This window comes from Polaribacter aestuariivivens, assembly GCF_005885675.1.
Lineage (GTDB): Bacteria > Bacteroidota > Bacteroidia > Flavobacteriales > Flavobacteriaceae > Polaribacter > Polaribacter aestuariivivens.
In genome coordinates this window covers 286380-309531 of the sequence record NZ_VANR01000003.1, presented here as the reverse complement: position 1 = coordinate 309531, position 23152 = coordinate 286380, and the positions used below count along the sequence as shown (strand labels likewise).

Annotated in this window: 21 protein-coding genes; 5 read left to right on the top strand and 16 right to left on the bottom strand. The window is 30.0% G+C overall.

The window, feature by feature from the left end; all coding sequences use genetic code 11:
- Positions 1–813 carry a class I SAM-dependent methyltransferase gene (locus tag FDT66_RS07375; RefSeq protein WP_138535527.1) on the top strand — a complete coding sequence of 271 codons (813 nt, stop codon included), beginning with the start codon at positions 1–3 and terminating at the stop codon, positions 811–813.
- On the opposite strand, the gene FDT66_RS07370 is transcribed toward FDT66_RS07375, so the two are convergent.
- Genes FDT66_RS07370 through porZ form a run of 3 tightly spaced genes read right to left on the bottom strand, consistent with a single transcriptional unit; the run spans position 803 to position 6329 of the window.
- Positions 803–3277, bottom strand: a complete 2475-nt coding sequence (locus FDT66_RS07370; protein ID WP_138535526.1) for a TonB-dependent receptor plug domain-containing protein — start codon at positions 3275–3277, stop codon at positions 803–805. The genes FDT66_RS07375 and FDT66_RS07370 overlap by 11 nt on opposite strands.
- Positions 3277–3999 carry a DNA repair protein RecO gene (recO, locus tag FDT66_RS07365; RefSeq protein WP_138535525.1) on the bottom strand — a complete coding sequence of 241 codons (723 nt, stop codon included), beginning with the start codon at positions 3997–3999 and terminating at the stop codon, positions 3277–3279. The genes FDT66_RS07370 and recO overlap by 1 nt, the downstream gene beginning before the upstream one ends.
- Positions 3999–6329, bottom strand: coding sequence for a type IX secretion system anionic LPS delivery protein PorZ (gene porZ, locus FDT66_RS07360; RefSeq protein ID WP_138535524.1), 2331 nt, complete (start codon positions 6327–6329; stop codon positions 3999–4001). Before porZ ends, recO begins: the two co-directional genes overlap by 1 nt.
- Positions 6330–6415: 86 nt before the next feature.
- Here porZ and FDT66_RS07355 point away from each other — a divergent pair, with 86 nt between their 5' ends.
- Positions 6416–6889 (top strand): CYTH domain-containing protein, encoded by a 474-nt coding sequence (locus FDT66_RS07355; protein ID WP_138535523.1) that lies wholly within the window; start codon positions 6416–6418, stop codon positions 6887–6889.
- A 239-nt stretch (positions 6890–7128) separates the two neighbouring features.
- Here FDT66_RS07355 and trhA read toward each other — a convergent pair whose 3' ends face one another.
- The gene (gene trhA, locus FDT66_RS07350; protein WP_138535522.1) at positions 7129–7767 is read right to left on the bottom strand and encodes a PAQR family membrane homeostasis protein TrhA; all 639 of its coding nucleotides are present in this window, start codon (positions 7765–7767) and stop codon (positions 7129–7131) included.
- On the bottom strand, positions 7764–8528 hold the full coding sequence (locus FDT66_RS07345) for a lysophospholipid acyltransferase family protein (protein ID WP_138535521.1): 765 nt from the start codon (positions 8526–8528) through the stop codon (positions 7764–7766). Before FDT66_RS07345 ends, trhA begins: the two co-directional genes overlap by 4 nt.
- 146 nt (positions 8529–8674) lie before the next feature.
- Here FDT66_RS07345 and trpS point away from each other — a divergent pair, with 146 nt between their 5' ends.
- Positions 8675–9643 carry a tryptophan--tRNA ligase gene (gene trpS / locus FDT66_RS07340; protein ID WP_138535520.1) on the top strand — a complete coding sequence of 323 codons (969 nt, stop codon included), beginning with the start codon at positions 8675–8677 and terminating at the stop codon, positions 9641–9643.
- A gap of 75 nt (positions 9644–9718) precedes the next feature.
- Here the strand turns inward: trpS and FDT66_RS07335 are convergent, their stop codons facing one another.
- The 11 genes from FDT66_RS07335 to trhO form a co-directional block, all read right to left on the bottom strand.
- The gene (locus FDT66_RS07335) at positions 9719–10216 is read right to left on the bottom strand and encodes a DUF1761 domain-containing protein (RefSeq protein WP_138535519.1); all 498 of its coding nucleotides are present in this window, start codon (positions 10214–10216) and stop codon (positions 9719–9721) included.
- A 122-nt stretch (positions 10217–10338) separates the two neighbouring features.
- On the bottom strand, positions 10339–11322 hold the full coding sequence (locus tag FDT66_RS07330) for a DUF4837 family protein (RefSeq protein ID WP_138535518.1): 984 nt from the start codon (positions 11320–11322) through the stop codon (positions 10339–10341).
- Between the two features lie 151 nt (positions 11323–11473).
- Complete coding sequence (locus tag FDT66_RS07325) at positions 11474–12742, bottom strand: lytic transglycosylase domain-containing protein (protein ID WP_138535517.1); 1269 nt, start codon at positions 12740–12742, stop codon at positions 11474–11476.
- 45 nt (positions 12743–12787) lie between these two features.
- Positions 12788–13549 carry an exodeoxyribonuclease III gene (locus FDT66_RS07320; RefSeq protein ID WP_138535516.1) on the bottom strand — a complete coding sequence of 254 codons (762 nt, stop codon included), beginning with the start codon at positions 13547–13549 and terminating at the stop codon, positions 12788–12790.
- A 45-nt stretch (positions 13550–13594) separates the two neighbouring features.
- Positions 13595–13816: a hypothetical protein gene (locus FDT66_RS07315; RefSeq protein ID WP_138535515.1), complete on the bottom strand. Its 222-nt coding sequence runs from the start codon at positions 13814–13816 to the stop codon at positions 13595–13597.
- A 1-nt stretch (position 13817) separates the two neighbouring features.
- Positions 13818–14474 carry a CoA transferase subunit B gene (locus tag FDT66_RS07310; RefSeq protein WP_138535514.1) on the bottom strand — a complete coding sequence of 219 codons (657 nt, stop codon included), beginning with the start codon at positions 14472–14474 and terminating at the stop codon, positions 13818–13820.
- A gap of 2 nt (positions 14475–14476) precedes the next feature.
- Complete coding sequence (locus FDT66_RS07305) at positions 14477–15178, bottom strand: CoA transferase subunit A (protein ID WP_138535513.1); 702 nt, start codon at positions 15176–15178, stop codon at positions 14477–14479.
- Positions 15179–15251: 73 nt separating this feature from the next.
- Entirely contained in the window at positions 15252–17534 is a 2283-nt protein-coding gene (locus FDT66_RS07300; protein WP_138535512.1) for a penicillin-binding protein 1A, read from the bottom strand.
- A gap of 2 nt (positions 17535–17536) precedes the next feature.
- Complete coding sequence (locus tag FDT66_RS07295; protein ID WP_138535511.1) at positions 17537–18040, bottom strand: gliding motility lipoprotein GldH; 504 nt, start codon at positions 18038–18040, stop codon at positions 17537–17539.
- Complete coding sequence (ricT, locus tag FDT66_RS07290) at positions 18015–19457, bottom strand: regulatory iron-sulfur-containing complex subunit RicT (protein ID WP_138535510.1); 1443 nt, start codon at positions 19455–19457, stop codon at positions 18015–18017. Before ricT ends, FDT66_RS07295 begins: the two co-directional genes overlap by 26 nt.
- A 189-nt stretch (positions 19458–19646) precedes the next feature.
- Positions 19647–20678: an oxygen-dependent tRNA uridine(34) hydroxylase TrhO gene (trhO, locus tag FDT66_RS07285; RefSeq protein ID WP_138535509.1), complete on the bottom strand. Its 1032-nt coding sequence runs from the start codon at positions 20676–20678 to the stop codon at positions 19647–19649.
- Positions 20679–20960: 282 nt separating this feature from the next.
- On the opposite strand from trhO, the gene FDT66_RS07280 reads away from it, so the two are divergent.
- Together FDT66_RS07280 and FDT66_RS07275 are read left to right on the top strand one after the other, a co-directional pair.
- A complete protein-coding gene (locus FDT66_RS07280) occupies positions 20961–21950 on the top strand; it encodes an aspartate-semialdehyde dehydrogenase (protein ID WP_138535508.1) in 990 nt (329 codons plus the stop codon).
- A gap of 126 nt (positions 21951–22076) precedes the next feature.
- A complete protein-coding gene (locus tag FDT66_RS07275) occupies positions 22077–23120 on the top strand; it encodes a ferredoxin--NADP reductase (RefSeq protein WP_138535507.1) in 1044 nt (347 codons plus the stop codon).
- Positions 23121–23152 lie beyond the last annotated feature (32 nt).

The window sequence follows — 23152 nt, the reverse complement described above, 5'->3', positions numbered from 1 at the left end:
ATGAAAAAAATTATTCTTAAAAAAATAATAGCAAAAGTAAATTTATTACCTCTTATTGAACAAATTAACTTTTATCGTGAAAAGTTAAAAAATAGAAAAAGCAATAATTTATTTAAGAAAAATAACCCTTCAGTAAAGCTTCCTCCAGATTTTTATCTGTATGAAACTTTTACTTTAAATTATAGTAAATTTTATACAAACGGAGTACCTACAGCAAAATGGTTAATTGAATTAATTTCAGAATTTAAAAAAATAGAAAACGTATCTATTTTAGACTGGGGCTGTGGAACAGGAAGAATCATAAGACATTTACCTTCACTTTTAGATAAAACAAACTCTTTTTACGGTACAGACTACAATAAAAAATATGTTAAATGGTGTTCCGAAAATTTAGATGGAATTGATTTTAAATTGAATGGTTTAGAACCACCTTTAAACTTTAAAGAAAGCGCATTAGATATTATTTATGGTATTTCTATCTTTACACATTTATCTGAAGAATTACATTTTTCTTGGATGAAGGAACTCACAAGAACTTTAAAAAATGATGGTATTTTGTTTTTAACAACTCATGGCGAAGTTCATAAATTTAAACTTTTACCTCAAGAACAAAAATTGTATGATGCAGGAAAGCTAGTTGTTCATGATTTTAAAAAAGAAGGAAATAGATTGTTTGCATCATATCAATCTCCACTTTTTTTTAAAGAGTTGTGTAAAAAAAATAATTTGAAAATTTTAAAACACATTTCTGGTAAGGTAACAAACAATAAGCCTCAACAAGATGTTTGGATTTTAAAGGCAATTAAAAATTAGCCAAAAGAGATACTGATAAATTTCTTCCTGGAGAAGCAACTCCTGAAGCGAATTCAATATAATGTTGATCTAATAAATTATCTAACCTTGCTTGTACAGAAAAATTACTACTCACTAAATATTTTCCATTCAATCCGAAAGTAATCCAACTTGGTGAACCAAAATATTTATTTACATCTTCTGTTGCATTTGGGTTTACAACTGGTGTTAAATCATGATTGTCTATACCTTCCGTAATATTAAAATCTGTAATATCTTTTTTAGCATTAAAACGAATTGCTGCACCTAATTCTAATTTATTTTCTGAAAAGTTAAGCTCAAACTGCCCAAATAATGGAGGAATAGAAGACATTGGTTCGTTTGTATCATATGTTCTTCCTTTTGTATAGGTTACAAAACCAGAAGTATTAAAACGATTTGAAATTTTACCTAAATAACTAGCTGTAACACCTGTAATATAAGCTGTTTCTTTATTTTGATTAGAAACGGCATTTCCAAATTCACCATCAAATTCTACTTGTTTTATACTTCTATCTGCATTGTAAACAAAATCTCTTTGAATATAATTATCTAACAAAGTATAAAATGCGTTTGCGCCAAAACGGAATTTTTTATTATTAAAATATTTTAAAACTCCAACTTCTCCACTGTAAGCAAATTCTGGAGTTACAAGAATATTTGGTACAGTTACATTACCAGCTTTTTCTCTAACTCTTCCAACATCATCAATATTTGGAGAGCGAAAACCAGAAGATAAAACAGTATTTAATTGCCAATTTGTATTTGGTTTGTACACATACCCTAAAGTTGCAGTTACAGCTGCATGATTTGCAGTAATATCTATATCATCTAATTGAATAAAGGTTTGATCTATCCACTTTGCATTTAGTTCTGTATTTGTAAAACGAATTCCTGTATTTAAGGTTGATTTTTTATTTAGATCTTGCCTATAATCTACATAAACTGCAGAGCTTAAATAATCACTTCCACCATCTGGATATCGCGATTGAACTTTAAAAGTATTAGAAAAACCATTTATTTCTCCATTTTCAATATTTAATTCTTTACCATAAGAATTAGAACTAACATCATTGTAAGCAAACTCAAAACCGTAAGAAAGCGTTCTGTTTTTATCTTTAGTAATTGGTACAGAAAAATCGCCATTTAAACTAAAAACATCTACATCTTCTTCTCTGTAAGAACGTTCTAAACTACCAAATTTTCGCTGAATTCTACTTTCTTGTATGTTTTGATAAGCTGCTGTAATAATACCGTTTTCAACCCAGTTTTTATTGGGATTTAAAATTAGTTGAGTAGATGCTAAAAATCTTTTTTGTGGTCCGTAATTCCATTCTGCAAACTTTAACTCTCCATTACTCAGTTCTGTTAAACGATCAAACCTTGGTATGTCAGATGTTGTGGAGTATTGTAAGTTAATTTTTAAATCGGTATTTTTATTTAAGGGAACAAAAAACTTTTGCAACGCATCTGTTTGACTGTAACCTGTGTTTTTTTGTAAGTTTGGATCGCTGTTTTTTGTTGGAGTTTCTTTATAGTTTCCGTTTACATTTTCTGAATAGAAAAAAACTTTTCCCCAATCTTCAAAACCATGTGAACGTCTTTCACCTGCTTTTAAATCGCCAAAATTGCTATATGAAATACTTGTTAAAGATGCCCATTTTTCTTTTCTAATTTCAGCTGTTGCATTGGTTGTGATTTCATTATTTATGGTTGAAAATCTTGAAAAAAATTGACTAACAACTTTTTCTTTTTCCGATATTTTTGGCGTTTTTGTATAATAATGAATTACACCACCTAAAGCGTCTGAACCATATAAAACAGATGATGGTCCAAAAACAATTTCGGTTTTATCTAACATGTTTGGTGCTACAGAAATGGCATTTTGCAAATGCCCTTTTCTGTAAATGGCATTGTTCATTCTTACACCATCAACTACCAGTAAAACTCTATTTGATTCCATACCTCTAATTACTGGACTACCTCCTCCAAATTGAGATTTTTGGACTTTAATTCCTGGAATTGTAGCTAATAAATCTGCTGATGTTTGAGGTGACAGTTTTTGAATATCTTTAGATGATATTACAGCAATTTGTTCTGCAATACGAGTTGTTTTTTCTGCTTTTTTAAATACAGAAAGTACAATTTCATTTAATTGTTCTGATTGTTTGGTTACATAAACTGTGTTATTGTTAGCTAATATTATCGATTTTTTTCTGCGTAAAGTTGCATATGCAATGTGAGAAAATATTACTACTTCATCGTTTTTAAATCTTGAAACATCTACCAAACCATCATCATTTGTTGTGATGTTAATAGTTTCTTTATCATTAAAAACACTTACATTTTTAACTGCTTTACCTGTTTCTATATCTAAAACTTTAATAGTTTGTGCAATAGTATTTGCTCCAATAAAAAAAACGATTGCAAAAAGTAAATTTCTCATTAACTAAAAACTGTTTCTAATACTTGTAATGATTTTGGTTTTCTAAATCCGTCCAAATGTAATTCAAAATATCTGATAATTATTTGTAAAACCAATTGTCTTTCATTTTTACCGAAAGACGTGTTTTCAATACCATCAAAATTTATGCCTAACAGCTTTTTAAATTGATAAAAATCGTTTCCAGAAATAACATTTTTTTCGGAGGTAAAATTTGTAAAACTTCCATCTAAGAGATTAAAACCATTTTTAGTAGCTTCTGAAACATCTGGATAAAAACCCAAATACCTCGTAAAATTTAGTAGAAACAACAAGTGAAAATTGGCAATTTTATCATGTGTGTCTAACCAAATAAATGCAGTTTCTAAATAGTTGTAAAGTTGAGTGTTTTTTTCTTCTTCTTGAATACTGTAAGATAAAACTTCTGACAAAAATAGCACAACAGATTGCTTTACAATATCTTGATAAATAGACTTGTATGGGTTTAATATTTGAACTTCTTTTATGCTATGAAGATGATTTTTTGTATTGTGGTTAGCAACGATTTGAAGTTGATTTAAAGGCTGAAAATAGGCTGCTTTAATACCTCCTTTTTTTGCTTTTAACACACCTCTAACCATGTAGGTTTTTAACCCTTCTTGTTCTGTAAAACATTTTACAATTAAACTAGTATCGCTATATTTTATGGCACTTAAAACAATTGCTTTTGTGCTTATTGTTGCCATTAATTTACAATTGCAATTTTAGTTACAGCGTTTTCAGATGCATCATCATTTGAAAGTAACACAATATATATTCCAGAAGCTACATTTTTACCTGCTAAATTTTTCTTGTTCCAAACTACTTTACCTCCTTGTAATTCTTGACCTTCTACAACATTGGTTTCATAAACCAAATTACCAGCAACATCTAAAATTTTAACATTGGTTCCTTTGGGTAAGTGTGTGCCATTTCTACCATCTATGGTTACTGTTGTGTGGTTTTTTAAAACTGGGTTTGGGTATGCATAAACTTCACCTAAAACATCACCAAAAGGTGCTACTTTACTATTGTAAGCTACAATACCTTTGTCTGTTGCAAAATATACTTTACCTGTAGAATCATCTACTTTTATTTTTCGAATTCTGTTTGATGGTAATGGTGAATTTTGTTTGCTAAAATTTGCCAAAGTTGTTTGCCCATTTGGGTTTGTGTACAAAACACCTCCATTATCGGTTCCAAACCATTTATTTTCTGCCCCATCAATTGCAATAGAATTAATGGTTTGATCTCCTAATAATTTTTTTGGAATTCCGTCATCTAAAATAATAACAGGATTTGCATTGGTTACAGTTTCATCAAAAACACCTCCTGCATTATTGTAAACTACTAAACCAGATTTTGTTCCTATCCAAATTCTATTACTAGCATCTGCAGCAACAGTATTTACAGTTGCATCTGGCAAATTTCCTAAATTTGGTGTTGTAAATAATGATTTTTTTCGATTTCCGTTTTCATTAAATACAAAAACACCAGAACTTCTAGAGCCATACCAAATGCTATTGTTTCTATCTATTGTCATTTCATTTAAACCAAATGAGCTTACGTTTGAAGCTGTACTCATATCGTAACTAGACCATTGTCCGCTTGTAGATAGTTTTTTTAATTCTTTTGTAACGCCAATATTTGTCAACCATAAATTTCCTTGGCGGTCTAAAGCAGAACTACCAATTCTTATTGTAACTCTGTTTGGATCATTTGGTTCTATATCTTCTAAGGGGCTATTTAAATGGTTGTAAAAAGTACTTATTTCATCGTTTTCTAAAATTAACAAACCTCCAGTTTCAGATGAATTTACATTATTTGTATCACCAAAAGAACTTATGTAAACTTTATTTTCTGAATTTGTATCTATAGTAATGTGATTTAAATCTGTAAGTGGAAAACTAGGGTCAAATTTAGTATTAATCCATTCTTCTCCGTTAAAATGACTGTATCCTTTACGAATTCCTCTAGGAGCAAAATTTGGTGAATAACCTCCATACACTACCCATAAATTATCGTTATTCGCTGCTATTGAAAAAACATCGTTAGAAATTGGTCCTTCAGGGTGAATCTCTACATATGTTGTAGATTGATTTGATGAACTTCCTAAAATACCAAATTCTTCAGTTGCTAAAAAGGCTGTATTATTTTCAAAAAAAGCAGTATTTAATGAGAAATTGTATGCTGTATTTGTAGTAAAAGAAATTGTTTCATTTAAAGATGTATTTAAAACTACTGCAGTGTTTGGTAATGATACTGTTAAATGAGAACTAGAAGTTTTTATGTTTTTAACATCTTGAAAAAAATTTCTTATTTCTGTTAAGGTTGAATTTTCTAGACGTAACAATGATGAATTCTCAGTAACGTATACAGCATTATTAAAAACCTCGATTTCTTTAAAATTTCTTCCAAAAAATTGTTGTTGCCAATTATTAAAATCTATCAAAGAATTGCTGTTTGCATCTGCAGAAAATATTCCGTTTTCTGTAGCTGCAAAAATTGTATTATTAAAAACAACAGTTTGATTTATTTTTACGGAACTAGATCCATTTCCTATAAAATAGGTATCACCAAATTCTAATCTTTCAATATCATAAACAACTACTGCAAATGGAGTAGATAAATAAAGCTTGTTGTTAAACTCTGATATGTGATTGATACTTTTTTCTCCAGATTGATTAAAGCTAACTATGTCTGAAGAAATGGTAATAGCACCATTTTCGTCTACAACTTCTATCAAACCATTATTATAACCAATTAAAAGCCTTTTATAAGTTTCACTATAATAAATGGCTGTTGTAGTTTCTCCAGACAAACCTTGAACTGATGACAGTTTATTTACCTCTCCAGTTGTTACATCATATGTAAAAACAGCATTATCTGCCAATGCATAAATTGTATTGTTAACTTTGGTAAAATCTTTAACATTATTGTATGAGTAAAAATCTTCCCAAGTATCACTATAATCTGTTTGAGAATGTAAATTTACTATGTAAAAAAGAAAAATATAAAGTGAGAAAAATTTTTTCATCAAAATAAATTATATTCAAAGATATTTATTTATTGTTAGAATAACGTGAAAAGATATACATTAGTACAAATTTGAAATAGTATTACATGAGTTTAGAAATAGAACGTAAGTTTTTGGTTAAAAATGATAACTACAAAAAAGAAAGCTTTCATAAAACGTACATAAAACAAGGATATTTAAACTCTGACGAACACAGAGTTGTTCGCGTAAGAATTACCGATAAAAATGGTTTTATTACTATAAAAGGAAAATCGAATGCTACTGGAACTACCAGATTTGAGTGGGAAAAATCAATTACACCTATTGAAGCAAACCAATTATTGCTTTTAAGTGAACCTACTTTAATTGAAAAAACAAGATTTTATGTAAAAAAAGGAAAACACGTATATGAAGTAGATGAATTTTTAGGTGAAAATTTAGGTTTAGTCATAGCAGAAATTGAGCTTAACTCAGAAAATGAAAATTTTGAAAAACCTGATTGGTTAGGAGAAGAAGTAACTGGAAATTTAAAATATTATAATTCAAAAATTAGTAAACATCCATTTAAAAATTGGTCATAAAAAAACCTCGAACAAAAGTTCGAGGAAATTTAATAAACCTACCCCCTAAATAAATTTATAAAGCCTAAAACATTAACATAAGTTAAATAATCTAAGCTTAGCAAAATTAAATTATTTTTTCGAACAAACAAGCAAAATGTCAATTTTTTAACATTTAATACTAAAAAAACACAAAAAAATATATTTTAATAGTGAAAAATAAGTTTAAATATGTATATGACAAATAAAATGTAATTTTTTTACAAATAATATATTGCAAAAAAATGGCTTAAACTACCCAATAATACAAAAACATGAAAAATTGCGTGATTGTAAGGTAATTTAGGTATTGAATATAATATTGCTCCAACACTATAAAAAACACCGCCAGCAATTAATAAATTGAGTACAAAACTGCTTAAATTTTCTGAAAGTGGCTTTATAAAAAACACAACTTGCCACCCCATTAATAAATACATTATTGTGGAAAGTATATGAAACTTACCCGTAAAAAAAAGTTTTAAAATAATACCAATTAAAGCAAAAAGCCAAACAAAAATTACCATATAATTTCCTAAACTAGAGTTTAAAACAACCAAACAAAAAGGTGTATAGCTACCTGCTATTAATACATAAATGGCTGCATGGTCTAAAATATTTAGTTTTCTTCTTTTTTTAGGCTCTTTTGCTGCATGGTAAAAAGTAGAAGCCGCATACAAAATGATTAAACTAAAACCGTAAATTATAAAACTTATTGGTTTCCAAAAACCAGAAAAATCGAGCGCTTTTAAAATTAAAAAAGGAAGTGCTATTATACTTAAAATCAAGCCTAATGCATGAGAAATAATATTTAATCTTTCTTCAGAAGAAGCATAAATGTAATTTAATTTTTCGCTCATTTTTTTCTATTTGTATCTTTCATATATTTCTTATCCTGAACTAAATCATTATAAATTACGTCAAATGTTTTTGATTGTAACTCCGTTAAGTGTTCTTGTTTTAAATGAGTTGTTTCAATAAAAGAATGTTGATGAATTCTTAAAACTCCTGGTCTTCCTTTTAAAAAATCCCAAGAAAAAAAACGTTTACAATCGTAATAAACTTGTGGTACAATTGGTATTTGAAATTCTATTGCCAAACTAAAAGCTCCTTTTTTAAATGGTGCTAAAACAACATCTTCTGCAGGCACTAAACCTTCAGGAAAAATAGCCATACTTACCCCATTTTGAAGTCTTTGTTTTGCCATTTTATAAACTCTTTTGCGGCTTTTTTCGCTGTTTCTATCAACCATAATTACAGTTCTTTTGTAAAAAAAACCAAAAACTGGTATTTTAACCAACTCTTGTTTTCCTACAAATACTATCGGATTTTTACTAATAGCAATCAACACAAAAGGATCTATTAGTGAGGCATGATTAGGACAAAACATATAGCTTTTATCTTTTTCAATTTTTTCATCAGATTGAAAATCCAATCGAAACCCCATTCCGTAAATTAAAATTTTAGATAAAAATCTGGCAACTTTCCAAAAATGTGGATAATGTTCTTTTTTGAATGTGAAAATTAATAATAATGGAGAAAGCAATAAGACAGAACTAAACATTAAAATGTAGAACCACAAACGCCAAATAAGTAAAAAAGGAATTTTTAAAAATTTCACAGAATCTATTAAAGTTTTAAAGTAATATGTGGGCAAAAGTACTAATATCTTTTTGTTTATTGATTTTTCTATTCAAAACCTTATTTTTGCGCTTACAGAGCATTTATAGATATCTCTTTTAAGTAAAAAAATAAAAAAAGAAATTAATGTCAAGAATTTTAACAGGCGTACAAAGTACTGGAACACCACATTTAGGAAATTTATTAGGCGCAATTTTACCAGCGATAGAAATGGCAAATGACCCAAAAAATGAGGCGTTTTTATTTATTGCTGATATGCACTCTTTAACTCAAATTAAAGACGGAAAAGAACTTCGTGAAAACACTTACAGTACTGCTGCAACATGGCTTGCTTGTGGATTAGACATTTCTAAAACCATTTTTTACAGACAAAGTGATATCCCACAAACTGCAGAATTAACATGGTATTTAAGCTGTTATTTTCCTTTTCAGCGTTTAACTTTGGCACACAGTTTTAAAGATAAATCTGATAGATTGAGTGATGTAAATGCTGGTTTGTTTACTTACCCAATGCTAATGGCAGCTGATATTTTATTGTACGATGCAGAAATTGTTCCTGTTGGAAAAGATCAGTTACAACATTTAGAAATTACTAGAGATGTTGCTGGTAGATTTAACAATGTTGTTGGAGACACTTTGGTTTTACCAAAAGCAAAAATTCAAGAACACACAAAATTAGTTCCTGGAATTGATGGAGAAAAAATGAGCAAATCTAGAAATAATACCATCAATATTTTTTTATCAGATAAAAAATTACGCAAACAAATTATGAGTATAAAAACTGATAGTTTAGCTTTAGAAGATAAGAAAAACCCAGATACAGACAATGTTTTTGCAATTTACAAACTACTAGCTTCTGAGACCCAAATTGCTGAAATGAGAGCCAACTATGAAGGTGGAAATTATGGGTATGGTCATGCAAAACAAGCTTTATATGAGCTCATTTTAGAAAAATTTGCAGACGTTAGAGCTAAATACCATCATTATATGGAAAATAAAAATGAAATTGATAATGCCTTAAGTATTGGAGCAGAAAAAGCAAAAACTGTTGCTAATGATGTTTTAAAAAGAGTGAGAGAAAAAATAGGATATTAAAATACTTCCTTAATTTAGTTAAGAAAAAAACCTCGTTTTTAAATATAAAAACGAGGTTTTTTTAATTGTTAATAATTACATCCATTGACAAATAATGCCTCCCATAATTGCTAAGGTTGCAATCCAATAACCTGCATTTATTGCTATGTATTTAAAAGATTTTTTCTCAAACAATGCTTGAATACCTAGTATTGGCATTATTAAAAAAACTCCAAACAAAACACCGTGAAAAGCTCCATGTTTAAAAGTTCTGAAACGATCACTGTATGTTGCCACAAAGTTTTCGAAATAAGAATACGCTTCACCTGTTTGTTCGTTAAAACCAGGATCTCCTGCTAAAGTAGAGTATACGCCCATTTGGTGAATTACCATTGGCATTAATGCAAAAGCAATTAAAACACTTAAAATGTAAGAAATAATGAGGGTTTTAACCATGTTTGTTCCTTCCAAAGATTCTTTGGTGAAACCCATTTGCTGCATCCATGCATTTCCAAATAATGGTCCATACCAGATAAAACCAACAATCATTGGCACTAGTGCTGCTAAAAAAAAGATGTAAAAGTTCATTTCCATGATAAAAAAGTTTTTGGTTGAATACCAAATATAGCAAATAAGTTTTTGAATATAAACAGGTTACAAAAAAAAACTCAAAAGTGAAACTTTTGAGTTTTAAATATTTTTAATTAAAAATTGAATTATTTAATTTTTAATGATTTTCCAATTGCCTCTAATTCAAACAAAAAAGCTCTTTTGTTTACGGAAGGAGCATAAGTGAAACCTTCAAAAACAATAACTCTATTATTTTTTTTATCAATTACAGAGTAATTTAAAAATGGACCAGCCATAAAATCGTTTTTAACTTCCCATTTCCCTCTAGTTTCATAGGCTTTTTTACCTGCTAATTTGGTTTCAGACGTAAATGGTGTATATGCTTCTTCCGTTATCATATGCATTGTTTCTTGGTCTGAACCAGGTATGTATTTTTCACCAATACTATCTCTTACAGCTACAATATTTTCAGCAACTTTATCTTCGTCTTTTAAAGGAATTGCATACACCAAAATATTATTACTTCCTGTTTTTGCAATACCACTTGTTAAATGTTGTCTTAACCATAAAAATTCACCTGTATCATCTACAGTTTTAAAATTGTCTGGAATTATAAGAGATATACCTAAATTGGTTAAGGTTTTGTAGTTTGCATTGTCAATTTCCCTCTGTTTAAAAATACTTTGCGTCATTTTTATATCAGACTCTATGTACGCATCAATAATTTCTTGCTCGTGTTTTTTAAACATTTTGATTACGCTTTCATCATCAGTTCCGTAAACATAAATAATAGTTTGTGGTTGTGCGTAAACATTCTTTTTTATATAAAATTTTTCTTGACTGCTTTCACCAATTACTAAAACATTGCGTGTTACCTTCATCATGCTTCCAAAACCATTTGGTGCAATTTGAGATACTGATAAAATTGGTTCTGGTTGTGGTAAACCTATCATTAGTTCGCCAAAAGAGTTTCTTATTTCTTTTCCTAAATCTCCATTCCAATCACTAGCTTTGGTTACCACCATTACTTTATTTACCTTACCTATAGAACCTCTTAAAACAAATTTATCATTTCCTGTACAAGAAAATAATAACATTGCTATAATACATATTGAAAATACGTTTTTCATAATTATTTTTTATATTTTTTGTTTGGTATCAGGTTTAATATACCAAATATTGTTCCATTTTTTTATTTGAGAAAAGAAAGTTACTCATTTTTTTTATAATGACTTGTATGGAACACTTTAATGAGTAATTCTTATTATTATTTTAGGCAAATTATTTATAGTTTTTTGGGTATATGCTTAACCTTTGCCCAATTTTTAACCTACTTGTTTTTAAACGATTCCAACGTTTTATATCACTTACTCTTACTCCAAATTTATTGGCAATTTTGCCTAAAAAATCTCCACTTTTTACTTTGTAACGGATTCTTTTATCCATCTCAAAATATTTTGGTAATGGTTTTTCTCTTTTAGCAGCATCTGCTTCTGCTAATGCATAAATAGCTTGTTCGTTTTCTAAAAATTGAAGGGTATTTTTTCTTGGTAATGTAACTGTGTAATTTTTTCCTTCAATGTAAGGTATAATATCTAACTTATATGATGGATTTAGCAGTTGAATTAACTCTGAACTAATGCCTGTAGTTTCGGAAATTTGATCAAAAGAAATGGTTTTTTTTACGTGAATAGTATCTGTTTCAAAATGGCGAATTTGTGGTGCATCTGCAATTAATTCATGTTCTTTTTGATATTCAAATAAATACATAGTTGCATAAAAAGCTGGTACATAACTTGCAGTTTCTCTTGGTAAAAACGGACGAATATTCCAATAATTCCTATAACCTCCAGATCGTTTTATGGCTTTAGAAACGTTTCCTGGTCCTGAGTTATATGCTGCTAAAGCCAAATCCCAATCACCAAAAATAGAATATAAATCTGATAAGTATTGGCAAGCTGCTATGGTTGCTTTTAGTGGATCTTGACGCTCATCTACATAAGAGCTTACTTTTAATTTGTATTGAATGCCTGTTGTGTACATAAATTGCCACAAACCTGTTGCTCCAACTCGTGATTTTGCTGTAGGATCTAGTGCAGATTCTACAATTGCTAAATATTTCATTTCCAAAGGAATATCGTATTGATCTAAATATTTCTCAAACATTGGAAAATAATATTCGGCTTTTGCCATTAAGGTTGGATAATACCTTTTTCGATATTTTAAATAGGATTTTATTACTGTTTCTAATGCTGGATTGTAGGCTAAATGAAATGGTGTTTTTGCATCAATTTTACGCAATCTTTCTTTTAATACTTCTGAGGATAATGTTATGTTAGATACATCTTTATCTTCAGCATCATCAATTATATAAGTTGCTGTTTCATATAAAGGTGATTTGTATTTAGAATCCATTAAAAGACTATCTATCAAAGCGATATCATAATCTGAAAATAAATCAGCTTTTGTGATTTTTTGAGGTATAGAATCTTTTTGTGTTTGTGCTAAAACACTTGATGTAAAAAGAAATATTAGGAGGATTTTTTTCATTATTATAATTTATATTTCAACTACACTCAAACAGCTATTTAGATGCTAAAATTTTAGTTCTACTGCAATAGGACAATGATCTGAATGTTTTGCTTCTTGTAGAATATAAGCCCTAGAAATGTTGTTTTTTAAAGGCTCTGAAACCATAGCATAATCTAAACGCCAACCTTTATTATTTGCTCTTGCATTTGCTCTGTAACTCCACCAAGAAAATTGTTGAACATCTTGATTTAAGTACCTGAAACTATCAATAAAACCACTATCAATAAAATTACCAATCCAAGTTCTTTCTACTGGTAAAAAACCAGATACACCTTTCATTTTTGGGTTGTGAATATCAATTTCTTCATGACAGATATTATAATCGCCACAAATAACTAAATTCGGAATTTCTTGTTTTAAATTATTGATGTATTCTTGTAGCTCATCCATATAATTTAGCTTAAAATCTAATCTTGCTAAATTTGTTCCTGAAGGTAAATACATGCTCATAATAGAAACTTCATGAAAATCTACTCGAAGATTTCTACCTTCGAAATCCATAGTTTCTATTCCTGTTCCGTAAACAATTTTATTTGGTTTTTTTTTACATAAAATGGCTACACCTGAGTATCCTTTTTTTTGTGCAGAATACCAATATTGATGCTTATAACCAGCGTTTTCAAAAACTGTTAAGTCTAATTGCTCTTTTTGTGCTTTGGTTTCTTGAATACAAATTACATCTGGATTTGCAGCCTCTAACCAGTCTAAAAATCCTTTTTTTAGTGCTGCTCTAATTCCGTTTACATTGTATGATATTATTTTCATAAAAACCTTTTCTTATTTTTAAAAAGTGAATGAATACTCTTTTTTTTAGATTTGTTTGTTGATTACTTTTTTAAAAAACAACCATTTTATTTGTTCTTCTTCTTCATTTTGTTTTTGAATTATTTTAATTTTTGGCGATAGAATATAAGCCAAACCAATATTTATTAATATGGTATAAACATTAGGCTCATACCCCAATATTTTGTAAATAATTAATCCAAATAAGATAATAAGGATAGGAAATAGAAAAGGAACTATATGTTTCATTTTAAATATCCATTTCTGGTATTTGCCTGTTTACAATTAAATTACCTTCTGTAGCATTTTGAATTTCTTCTACGGAAACACCTGGAGCTCTTTCTAGTAAATAAAAAGCATTGTCTTTAACTTCTAATACTGCCAAGTTTGTAACTACTTTTGTAACGCATCCAACACCAGTTAATGGTAAAGAACATTTTTTTAGTATTTTAGATTCGCCATGTTTGTTTGTGTGCATCATTGCCACAATAATATTTTCTGCAGAGGCTACTAAATCCATAGCACCTCCCATTCCTTTCACCATTTTTCCTGGAATTTTCCAGTTGGCAATATCTCCATTTTCAGCAACTTCCATGGCTCCTAAAATTGTAAGGTCAACATGTTTACCACGAATCATTGAAAAACTGGTTGCAGAATCAAAAAAACTTGCTCCTGGCATTGTTGTAATGGTTTGTTTTCCTGCATTAATAATATCTGCATCTTCTTCTCCTTCAAATGGAAAAGGTCCCATTCCTAAAACTCCATTTTCACTTTGAAATTCAACTTCTATATCATCACGAACATAATTCGCAACCAACGTTGGGATTCCAATTCCAAGATTTACATAAAAACCATCTTGAACTTCTTGTGCAATTCTTTTTGCAATTCCGTTTTTATCTAAAGCCATAACTATTGTTTTTGTCTTACAGTTCGTTGTTCGATTCTTTTTTCGTAGTTTTTTCCTTGAAAAATTCTTTGTACAAAAATTCCAGGAATATGAACATTATTTGGGTCTAACTCGCCAACTTCTACTAGTTCTTCAACTTCTGCAACTGTTACTGTTGCTGCACCACACATATTAGGATTGAAGTTTCTTGAGGTTCCTTTAAAAATTAAATTTCCTGCTGCATCACCTTTCCATGCTTTTACAAATGCAAAATCAGCTTTAAATGCTGGTTCTAATACATACATTTTACCATCAAACTCTCTGGTTTCTTTTCCTTCTGCAACTTCAGTACCATAACCTGCAGGTGTGTAAAATGCTGGAAAACCTGCTTGAGCTGCCCTACATTTTTCTGCTAATGTACCTTGTGGTGTTAGTTCTACTTCTAATTCTCCTGATAACATTTGACGCTCAAATTCATCATTTTCACCAACGTAAGAAGAAATCATTTTTTTTATTTGTTTTCCTTGTAATAATAGCCCTAAACCAAAATCATCTACACCTGCATTATTAGAAATACAAGTTACTTCTTTTACATTTAATCTTACCAATTCTGAGATTGCATTTTCTGGAATTCCACACAAACCAAAACCACCTAACATTAAAGTCATTCCACTTTTAACACCTTTTAATGCTTCTTGAACGTTTTCTACTTTTTTGTTAATCATATATTTTGTGTTTTAAGGATTTTAAAATAAAATTTTACCTTTTTTATATTGAGATTCTGAAACAAGTTCAGCACTAAAAATCTGTATCTTCTACTGGAAGTTCTTCTTTTTCTCCATCTTTTTTATTGCTTTCTCCACAATTTAAATTAATGAATAAATTTTCTGGTTTTTCAAAATCTTCTTTACTAATATCTAAAGTTTTATCCGCATAACATTTTTGCATGAATAAAGCCCAAGATGGTAAAGACATGGTTGCTCCTTGGCCGTAACCAATTCCTGGAAAGTGTGTTGATCTATCTTCACCTCCAGTCCAAACTCCTGTTGCTAAATTTGGTACAATTCCCATAAACCAACCATCAGATTGGTTTTGTGTGGTTCCTGTTTTACCTGCAATTGCATTGTCGAAATTATAAGGAAAACCTGTAACTATTTTTGGATATCCAGTATAATTAGATCTTAAACGAACACCTGAACCAGATTGTGTAACACCTTCTAATAAGTTTAAAACTACATAAGCAGACTCTTCGCTAAGAACCTCTTTTGTTTCTGGTGTAAATTCTTCTAAAACGGTTCCGTTTTTATCTTCAATTCTTGTAATAATCATTGGACTTACACGCAAACCTCTGTTTGCGAAAGTTGAATATGCACTTACCATTTCTAGTAATGATAAATCTACTGCGCCTAATGCAATAGAAGGATTTGATGGAATATCGGATTTTATTCCTGCAGATTTTGCTAAACGAACTACATTTTCTGGTGTTACCATGTCTATTAATCTAGCAGAAATTGTGTTTACAGAACCCGCTAAACCATCTTTAAGTGTAAGCATTCCACCATATTGTTGATTGGAATTTTCTGGTGTCCAAGGTTCTGGAATTCCGTATTTTCCTTTAGGAATTGTGTAAGGTATGTTTGGTAATTGGTCGCAAGGAGACATGCGTAATTGATTAATTGCGGTAGCATAAACGAATGGCTTAAAAGTAGAACCTACTTGTCTTTTTTGTTGTTCTACTGCATCAAATTTAAAATGTTTATAGTTTACACCACCAACCCAAGCTTTTATATGACCAGATTGTGGCTCTATAGATAGTAATCCAGAACGTAAAAAATATTTGTAATATCTGATAGAATCTATTGGAGACATTATAGTATCAATATCTCCTTTGTGAGAAAACACACTCATTTCTGTTTTCTTCTTGAAAACTTCGTTGATGTATTTTTCTGATTTACCTGCTAATTTTAAGCGCTTATAACGATCTGAGTTTTTCTTTCCTCTTTCTAATATTGCGTTGATATCGCTTTTTTCAATATCATAAAATGGTGCCGTTTTATTTTTCTTCTGTTCTTTAAAAAAGAAACTTTGTAGGTTTGCCATATGCTCGTTTACAGCTTCTTCTGCATATTGTTGCATTCTAGAATCTATAGTTACGTATATTTTTAAACCGTCTCTAAAAATATCATATTCTTCGCCATTTGGTTTTGGATGTTCTTGTACCCATTTGCGCATAACTTTTTGTAAGTGACCTCTAAAATAGGTTGCATAACCTTCGTTATGGCTTTCTGGTGTATAATTTATTTTTAATGGTAATTTTTGAAGTGAGTCTTTTTCTTGCTTAGTTATAAAACCATTCTTATACATTTGTGCAAATACAACATTTCTTCTTGTTAAAGATTTACCTTTTGAAATTTCTCTATTTGGGTTGAATTGTCTAGGATTTTTTAACATTGCAACTAATATTGCTGACTCTTGTAAATCTAATTCATTTGCTTCTTTACCAAAATAAATTCTGGCTGCAGAACGAATACCTGAGGCATTAAATAAAAAGCCTTGTGTGTTTAAATACATCGCAATGATTTCTTGCTTTGTATATTGGCGCTCGAGTTTTACAGCAACTATCCACTCTTTTGCTTTTTGTAATACCCTTTTAAAAATGTTACTTGAAGCTCTTTTTGTAAATAAGTTCTTCGCTAATTGCTGGGTTATGGTACTTGCGCCACCACTACCTGGTTTCAAAACCGCTCTTGCAGTTCCTTTAAAATCAATACCTGTATGTTCGTAAAAACGTTCGTCTTCTGTGGCAATTAATGCTTTTACTAAGTTGTCTGGTAATTCTCTAAAATGAATTGGTGTTCTATTTTCAGTTGCGTATTTTCCAATGGTTTTGCCATCAATAGAAATAACTTCTGTAGCTAAATTTGTTTGAGGGTTTTCTAATTCTTCAAATGATGGTAATGGGCCAAAACCACCAACTGAAGCAATAAAAAATAGTAATAGTATAAGTCCAAAACCTCCTAAAATGATACCCCAAAACCACTTTACGTATTTTTTAAAATCTGTTTTTTTTTCTGTTGCCATTTTTATTTACTTATTTTTTCTATGCTTAAACCAACGTCTGTGATTCCTTTTAAAAAAGGTATTGGATTGACTTCACCATTTTTTCTCATTGCTTGTTTTATACTTAACTGATAATCTCCTGAGAAAGGAAATATTTTATGTTCTTTATAGAATAATTTGTTGTCTTTTATTTCTGTAAAACCATTTCCTAAAAAGCGTCCAGAAGCGTCTGCCATTTGATATTGTAATGTATCTATAACTTCTGTTCCGTTTGGAAATTTTAAATTAGTTATTATGTATAAATTACTAAACTCAAATTTATTATTGTTTCGTATGTTTATGAACAAATTTTTAGGCTGAATGGTATCTTTTACCATAAAATCAAACACAATATTTTCATTAGCTTTCCAAGAACTGTTTTCTAATGATTTATATTGATTAAATTCTGTATTTTCATCACAAGAAATTAGAAAAATCGATATTAAAATTAAGAAAAAAACTTTATTTCTTTTCGGAATCGCCAGCATTATTTGGTTTGTTATTTTTACGATTTCTATTATTTCGTCTTGGTTTGTTTGTCTTTTTTACCTCACCTTTTGGTTGACTTTCATCTGATTTTGCATTCGGATTTGGTCTTAGTCTAGGTTTTGATTTTGGATTTCCGTTTTCAGCTTTTGGCTGGTTTGGTTTTGCGTTCGGGTTTGGCCTTGGTTTTGGTTTTTGTTGTTTTGCTGCTGGTTTCCTTTTTTGATTAGGTTTTCCTTGTGTTTTATTAGCTACAGCACCAACTGGTTTTTTCTTGTTTTTATTTCTGTTGTTTCTTCTACGTTTGCTGGTTTTTGGAACATCAAAACGTGTTAAACTGTCTTGACCAACTGCATCTTCAAAATCTACTTTTACTAAAACTTCTACATCAGATTCATATTCTTCTAACGTTGCAGATTTCTCATTATTTTTATTTAATTCGATAATTTCTAAAACTTGATCTAATGTTAATCGAAACCATTTGAATCGTTCTTCTTTATAAGTATACCATAGATATTGTTTAAAAATATCCATTTTTACAAAAACGGCTTCTCCTTTTTCTGTTTTTAATACTACATCTTGCTTTGGAAAGGTTTTTAAAGCATCCAAATAGGTGTCTAATTCAAAGTTTAAACAACACTTCAATTTTCCACATTGACCTGCTAGTTTTAGTGGGTTTAAAGATAATTGTTGATAACGTGCAGCAGAAGTTGTTACTTTTCTAAAATCTGTTAACCAAGTAGAACAACATAGCTCTCTACCACAAGAACCTACTCCACCTAATCTTGCAGCTTCTTGTCTTGCGCCTACTTGTTTCATTTCTACTCGAATGGAAAATGCGCTTGCTAAATCTCTAATTAATTGTCTAAAATCTACTCTAGTTTCTGCAGTATAGTAAAAAGTGGCTTTGTTTCCATCACCTTGATATTCTACGTCAGACAGTTTCATTTGCAAACCTAAACGCCCCAAAATTTCTCTTCCTCTACGTTGAGTTTCTTCTTCTTTAGCTCTTGCTTGTTGCCAAATATCAATATCTCTTTGGCTTGCTTTTCTGTAAATTTTCTTTACATCTTCATGATCTTCAGTAATTTTGCGCTTTTTCATTTGCACTTTTACCAATTCTCCTGCTAAAGAAACAGTTCCAATATCATGACCTGGCGAACCTTCTACAGCTACAATATCGCCCATGGTTATGGGTAAATTATCTGGATTTTTATAAAAATGTTTTCTCCCGTTTTTAAAACGTACTTCGAAAATATTGAATTTTTCTTGTCCACTTGGCAACGTCATATTGGATAACCAATCGAAAACAGCTAGTTTGTTGCTACCACTTCCACAGGTTCCAGAACCACAATTACCATTACTTTTACATCCTCTTGGTACGCCATTTTCTGTTGTACCACAACTTCCACATGCCATGTAATTTTATATTTTTAGAAAAGCTCGAAGCTTTTTACCGTTCATAATTTGATTATCAAGCTACTACATAAAAGCAACTTAACAAAGTCTAATCAGTAAATATATGAAAATGGATTGATAAGTAAAAGGTAAAATTTTGACAAAAAAAAGCTCTCGAATTTCGAGAGCTTTGTTATATAAGTTTTTAATTTACTTCTTAAATTTTAAAACCTCACTTCTACCTTTTTTGAAGATTTTATTGCTGTTTCCTTTTCCTTTTCGAAGTTCTTTTTGCTCTTCGTAAGGCAAGTGAATTATTTCTTGACAATCTGTAGAACAGGTATTTTCCATTGCTTCTGAACACTCATCACATTGAATGAATAATAGGTGGCAAGCTTCGTTTGCACAGTTAGTATGTGTATCACAAGGTTTTCCACATTGGTGACAATTGGAAATTACATCGTCTGTAATTTTTTCTGCTCTTCTATGATCAAACACAAAATTTTTACCAATGAACTTGTTTTCAATTCCTTCTTCATTTACTTGACGTGTGTATTCTATAATACCACCTTCTAACTGAAAAACGTTTTTAAAACCTTTATGCTTGTAATAGGCTGATGCTTTTTCACAACGAATTCCACCAGTACAATACATCAATAAATTCTTATCTTCTTTATTGTCTTTTAAATCTTCTTCAATAATATCTAAGGAATCTCTAAAGGTATCTACATCTGGAGTTATGGCGCCATCAAAATGTCCAATTTCGCTTTCGTAATGGTTTCGCATATCTACACAAACTGTATCTGGATTTGCTAACATTTCATTGAATTCTTTTGCGTTTAAATGTACTCCTTTGTTTGTTACATCAAACGTTTCGTCATTTAAACCATCCGCAACAATTTTATCTCTTACTTTTACTTTTAGCTTTAAAAACGATTTATTGTCTTGCTCAATTGCAATATTTAAACGGATGTCTTTTAAGAAAGAGATGCTATCTAATTGGTCTTTTAAAGCATATAAATTTTCAGAAGGAACAGAAAGTTGCGCATTTATACCTTCGTAAGAAACATAAATTCGTCCAAGAACGTCTAAAGCGTTCCATTCTAAGAATAATTTGTCTCTAAATAATTGTGGGTTTTTTATCTTATGATATTGATAAAAAGAAATTGTGAGGCGATCTTTACCAGCTTCATCAATTAATGCAGCACGTTCTTTTGCGCTTAACTTATTGTACAGTTGCATGCTATACTTTTTTAGTTAATGATTATTTTATAAAAGGCAAAATTACAAATAATTGCTGAAAGCAAAAAGCTGATAAACAGGTTTAGCCCAGATTGAAACGGCATCCTTTTTTGAAGTATGAAAAAAAGATATAATGGAAAGCTGGAAAAAGCTCTAAAAAAATAATTTTATATCAATTTGTTAAAAATTAAACAATACAAATTATTTCGGTAAATATTTATAAAAAGAATGTGTAGAATTTATTTTGTTAGCATCTTTGTAGTATCAAAAAAAATATAAAAAATGAAAATAGCTGTAGTTGGCGCAACTGGAATGGTTGGCACAGTAATGTTAAAAGTTTTAGAAGAACGTAATTTACCAATTACCGAATTAATTCCTGTAGCTTCAGAAAGATCTGCTGGAAAAAAATTATCTTATAAAGGAAAAGAATGTACCATTGTAACTTTAGCTGATGCTGTAAAAATGAAACCAGATGTGGCATTGTTTTCTGCTGGTGGAGATACTTCATTGGAATGGGCTCCAAAATTTGCTGAAGTTGGTACTACTGTTATCGATAATTCTTCTGCTTGGAGAATGGATCCTGATAAAAAATTAGTGGTTCCTGAAATTAATGGTGATGTTTTAACTGCAAATGATAAAATTATTGCAAATCCAAATTGTTCAACCATTCAATTAGTAATGGCTTTGGCACCTTTGCATGATAAATATAAAATGAAACGCGTGGTTATTTCTACCTATCAATCTGTGTCTGGAACTGGTGTAAAAGCAGTACAGCAACTAGATAATGAAGAAGCTGGAATTGATGGAGAAATGGCATATCCTCATAAAATTGGTAGAAACGCATTGCCTCATTGTGATATTTTTTTAGAAAATGGCTACACAAAAGAGGAGATGAAGTTGGTAAAAGAGCCAAAGAAAATTTTACGTGACAATTCTTTTTCTGTAACAGCAACTGCTGTTAGAATTCCTACTGCTGGTGGTCATTCCGAAGCTGTAAACGTTCAGTTTGAAAATGATTTTGATTTGGCAGATGTTCGCAAAATTTTAAGTGAAACTTCTGGAGTTATAGTACAAGATGATTTAGCAAACAACCTATACCCAATGCCAATTAATGCACACGATAAAGATGAAGTATTTGTTGGACGAATTAGAAGAGACGAATCTCAAGAAAATACCTTAAATTTGTGGATTGTTGCAGATAACTTAAGAAAGGGAGCTGCTACAAATACAGTTCAAATAGCTGAATATTTAATCGAAAATAATTTAGTTTAAAATCTTTTAAGTTTTTACTTGTCATTTTGAGCGAAATGAAATGAAGTCGAAAAATCTTTATTAAATTGGTTTTTAGATTTATCCACAAGACTGAAATGATAACATACTTTTAAAAAAAATATTTTAATGGCAACTTTTCACAAAGTAAACATACAAGAAATTAAACAAGAAACCGCAGACGCGGTTTCTGTTGTATTTAATATACCTGATAATTTAAAAGCAAATTTTAATTTTACTGCAGGACAATACATTACACTACAAAAAGAAATTAAAGGAGAAGAAATTAGAAGAGCTTATTCTATTTGTTCTACACCACAAAGTGGCGAAATTAGAGTAGCCATAAAAAAAGTGGAAAATGGAACATTTTCTGTGTACGCAACTTCTGATTTAAAAGTTGGTGACGAGATTGAAATTACTGCTCCAGAAGGTCGCTTTTTATTAGATACAACTCCAAATAAAAATTACATTGCATTTGCTGCAGGCTCTGGAATTACACCTATTTTATCAATGGTAAAAACGGTTTTAGAAACAGAACCAACAGCAACATTTACCTTAATTTATGGTAATAAATCAATTGCAGATACTATTTTTTATAATGATTTATTAGACTTAAACGAAGCGTATGAGAATTTTAACTTAGAGTTTGTTTGCAGTAGAGAACGACAAGAAAACATGTTGTTTGGTAGAATTGATAGTGCTTTTACAAATTTTTTTATCAAAAATAAATACAAACAAATTTCTTTTGATACTGCTTTTTTATGTGGGCCTGAAGAAATGATTCATACAGTTTCAGATACATTAAAAAACGGTGGTTTTTCTGAAGAAAATATTCATTTTGAATTATTTACAACCTCTGTTGATGAAAATGCAGCAGATGAAATTAAAGAAGGTACAACTGCAATTACGGTGCTTTTAGATGATGAAGAAACTACATTTACAATGTCACAAACCGACAATATTTTAGCGGCTAGTTTACGCAATGATTTAGACCCACCTTACTCATGTCAAGGTGGAGTTTGCAGTTCTTGTTTAGGAAAAGTAACTGAAGGAAAAGCAGTAATGGTTAAAAACTCTATTTTAACTGATGGCGAAATAGAAGAAGGTTTGGTTTTAACTTGTCAAGCGCATCCTACAACATCCAAAATTACGATTGATTTTGATGATGTTTAAAAAAGTTACTAGAGTATCAAAAAATTAAAAAA

Excerpts from the sequence above, each read along its gene's own strand:
- FDT66_RS07375 (WP_138535527.1), top strand. The coding sequence starts at position 1 with ATGAAAAAAATTATTCTTAAAAAAATAATAGCAAAAGTAAATTTATTA.
- FDT66_RS07370 (WP_138535526.1), bottom strand. The coding sequence starts at position 3,277 with ATGAGAAATTTACTTTTTGCAATCGTTTTTTTTATTGGAGCAAATACT.
- recO (WP_138535525.1), bottom strand. The coding sequence starts at position 3,999 with ATGGCAACAATAAGCACAAAAGCAATTGTTTTAAGTGCCATAAAATAT.
- porZ (WP_138535524.1), bottom strand. The coding sequence starts at position 6,329 with ATGAAAAAATTTTTCTCACTTTATATTTTTCTTTTTTACATAGTAAAT.
- FDT66_RS07355 (WP_138535523.1), top strand. The coding sequence starts at position 6,416 with ATGAGTTTAGAAATAGAACGTAAGTTTTTGGTTAAAAATGATAACTAC.
- trhA (WP_138535522.1), bottom strand. The coding sequence starts at position 7,767 with ATGAGCGAAAAATTAAATTACATTTATGCTTCTTCTGAAGAAAGATTA.
- trpS (WP_138535520.1), top strand. The coding sequence starts at position 8,675 with ATGTCAAGAATTTTAACAGGCGTACAAAGTACTGGAACACCACATTTA.
- FDT66_RS07335 (WP_138535519.1), bottom strand. The coding sequence starts at position 10,216 with ATGGAAATGAACTTTTACATCTTTTTTTTAGCAGCACTAGTGCCAATG.
- FDT66_RS07330 (WP_138535518.1), bottom strand. The coding sequence starts at position 11,322 with ATGAAAAACGTATTTTCAATATGTATTATAGCAATGTTATTATTTTCT.
- FDT66_RS07325 (WP_138535517.1), bottom strand. The coding sequence starts at position 12,742 with ATGAAAAAAATCCTCCTAATATTTCTTTTTACATCAAGTGTTTTAGCA.
- FDT66_RS07320 (WP_138535516.1), bottom strand. The coding sequence starts at position 13,549 with ATGAAAATAATATCATACAATGTAAACGGAATTAGAGCAGCACTAAAA.
- FDT66_RS07315 (WP_138535515.1), bottom strand. The coding sequence starts at position 13,816 with ATGAAACATATAGTTCCTTTTCTATTTCCTATCCTTATTATCTTATTT.
- FDT66_RS07310 (WP_138535514.1), bottom strand. The coding sequence starts at position 14,474 with ATGGCTTTAGATAAAAACGGAATTGCAAAAAGAATTGCACAAGAAGTT.
- FDT66_RS07305 (WP_138535513.1), bottom strand. The coding sequence starts at position 15,178 with ATGATTAACAAAAAAGTAGAAAACGTTCAAGAAGCATTAAAAGGTGTT.
- FDT66_RS07300 (WP_138535512.1), bottom strand. The coding sequence starts at position 17,534 with ATGGCAACAGAAAAAAAAACAGATTTTAAAAAATACGTAAAGTGGTTT.
- FDT66_RS07295 (WP_138535511.1), bottom strand. The coding sequence starts at position 18,040 with ATGCTGGCGATTCCGAAAAGAAATAAAGTTTTTTTCTTAATTTTAATA.
- ricT (WP_138535510.1), bottom strand. The coding sequence starts at position 19,457 with ATGGCATGTGGAAGTTGTGGTACAACAGAAAATGGCGTACCAAGAGGA.
- trhO (WP_138535509.1), bottom strand. The coding sequence starts at position 20,678 with ATGCAACTGTACAATAAGTTAAGCGCAAAAGAACGTGCTGCATTAATT.
- FDT66_RS07280 (WP_138535508.1), top strand. The coding sequence starts at position 20,961 with ATGAAAATAGCTGTAGTTGGCGCAACTGGAATGGTTGGCACAGTAATG.
- FDT66_RS07275 (WP_138535507.1), top strand. The coding sequence starts at position 22,077 with ATGGCAACTTTTCACAAAGTAAACATACAAGAAATTAAACAAGAAACC.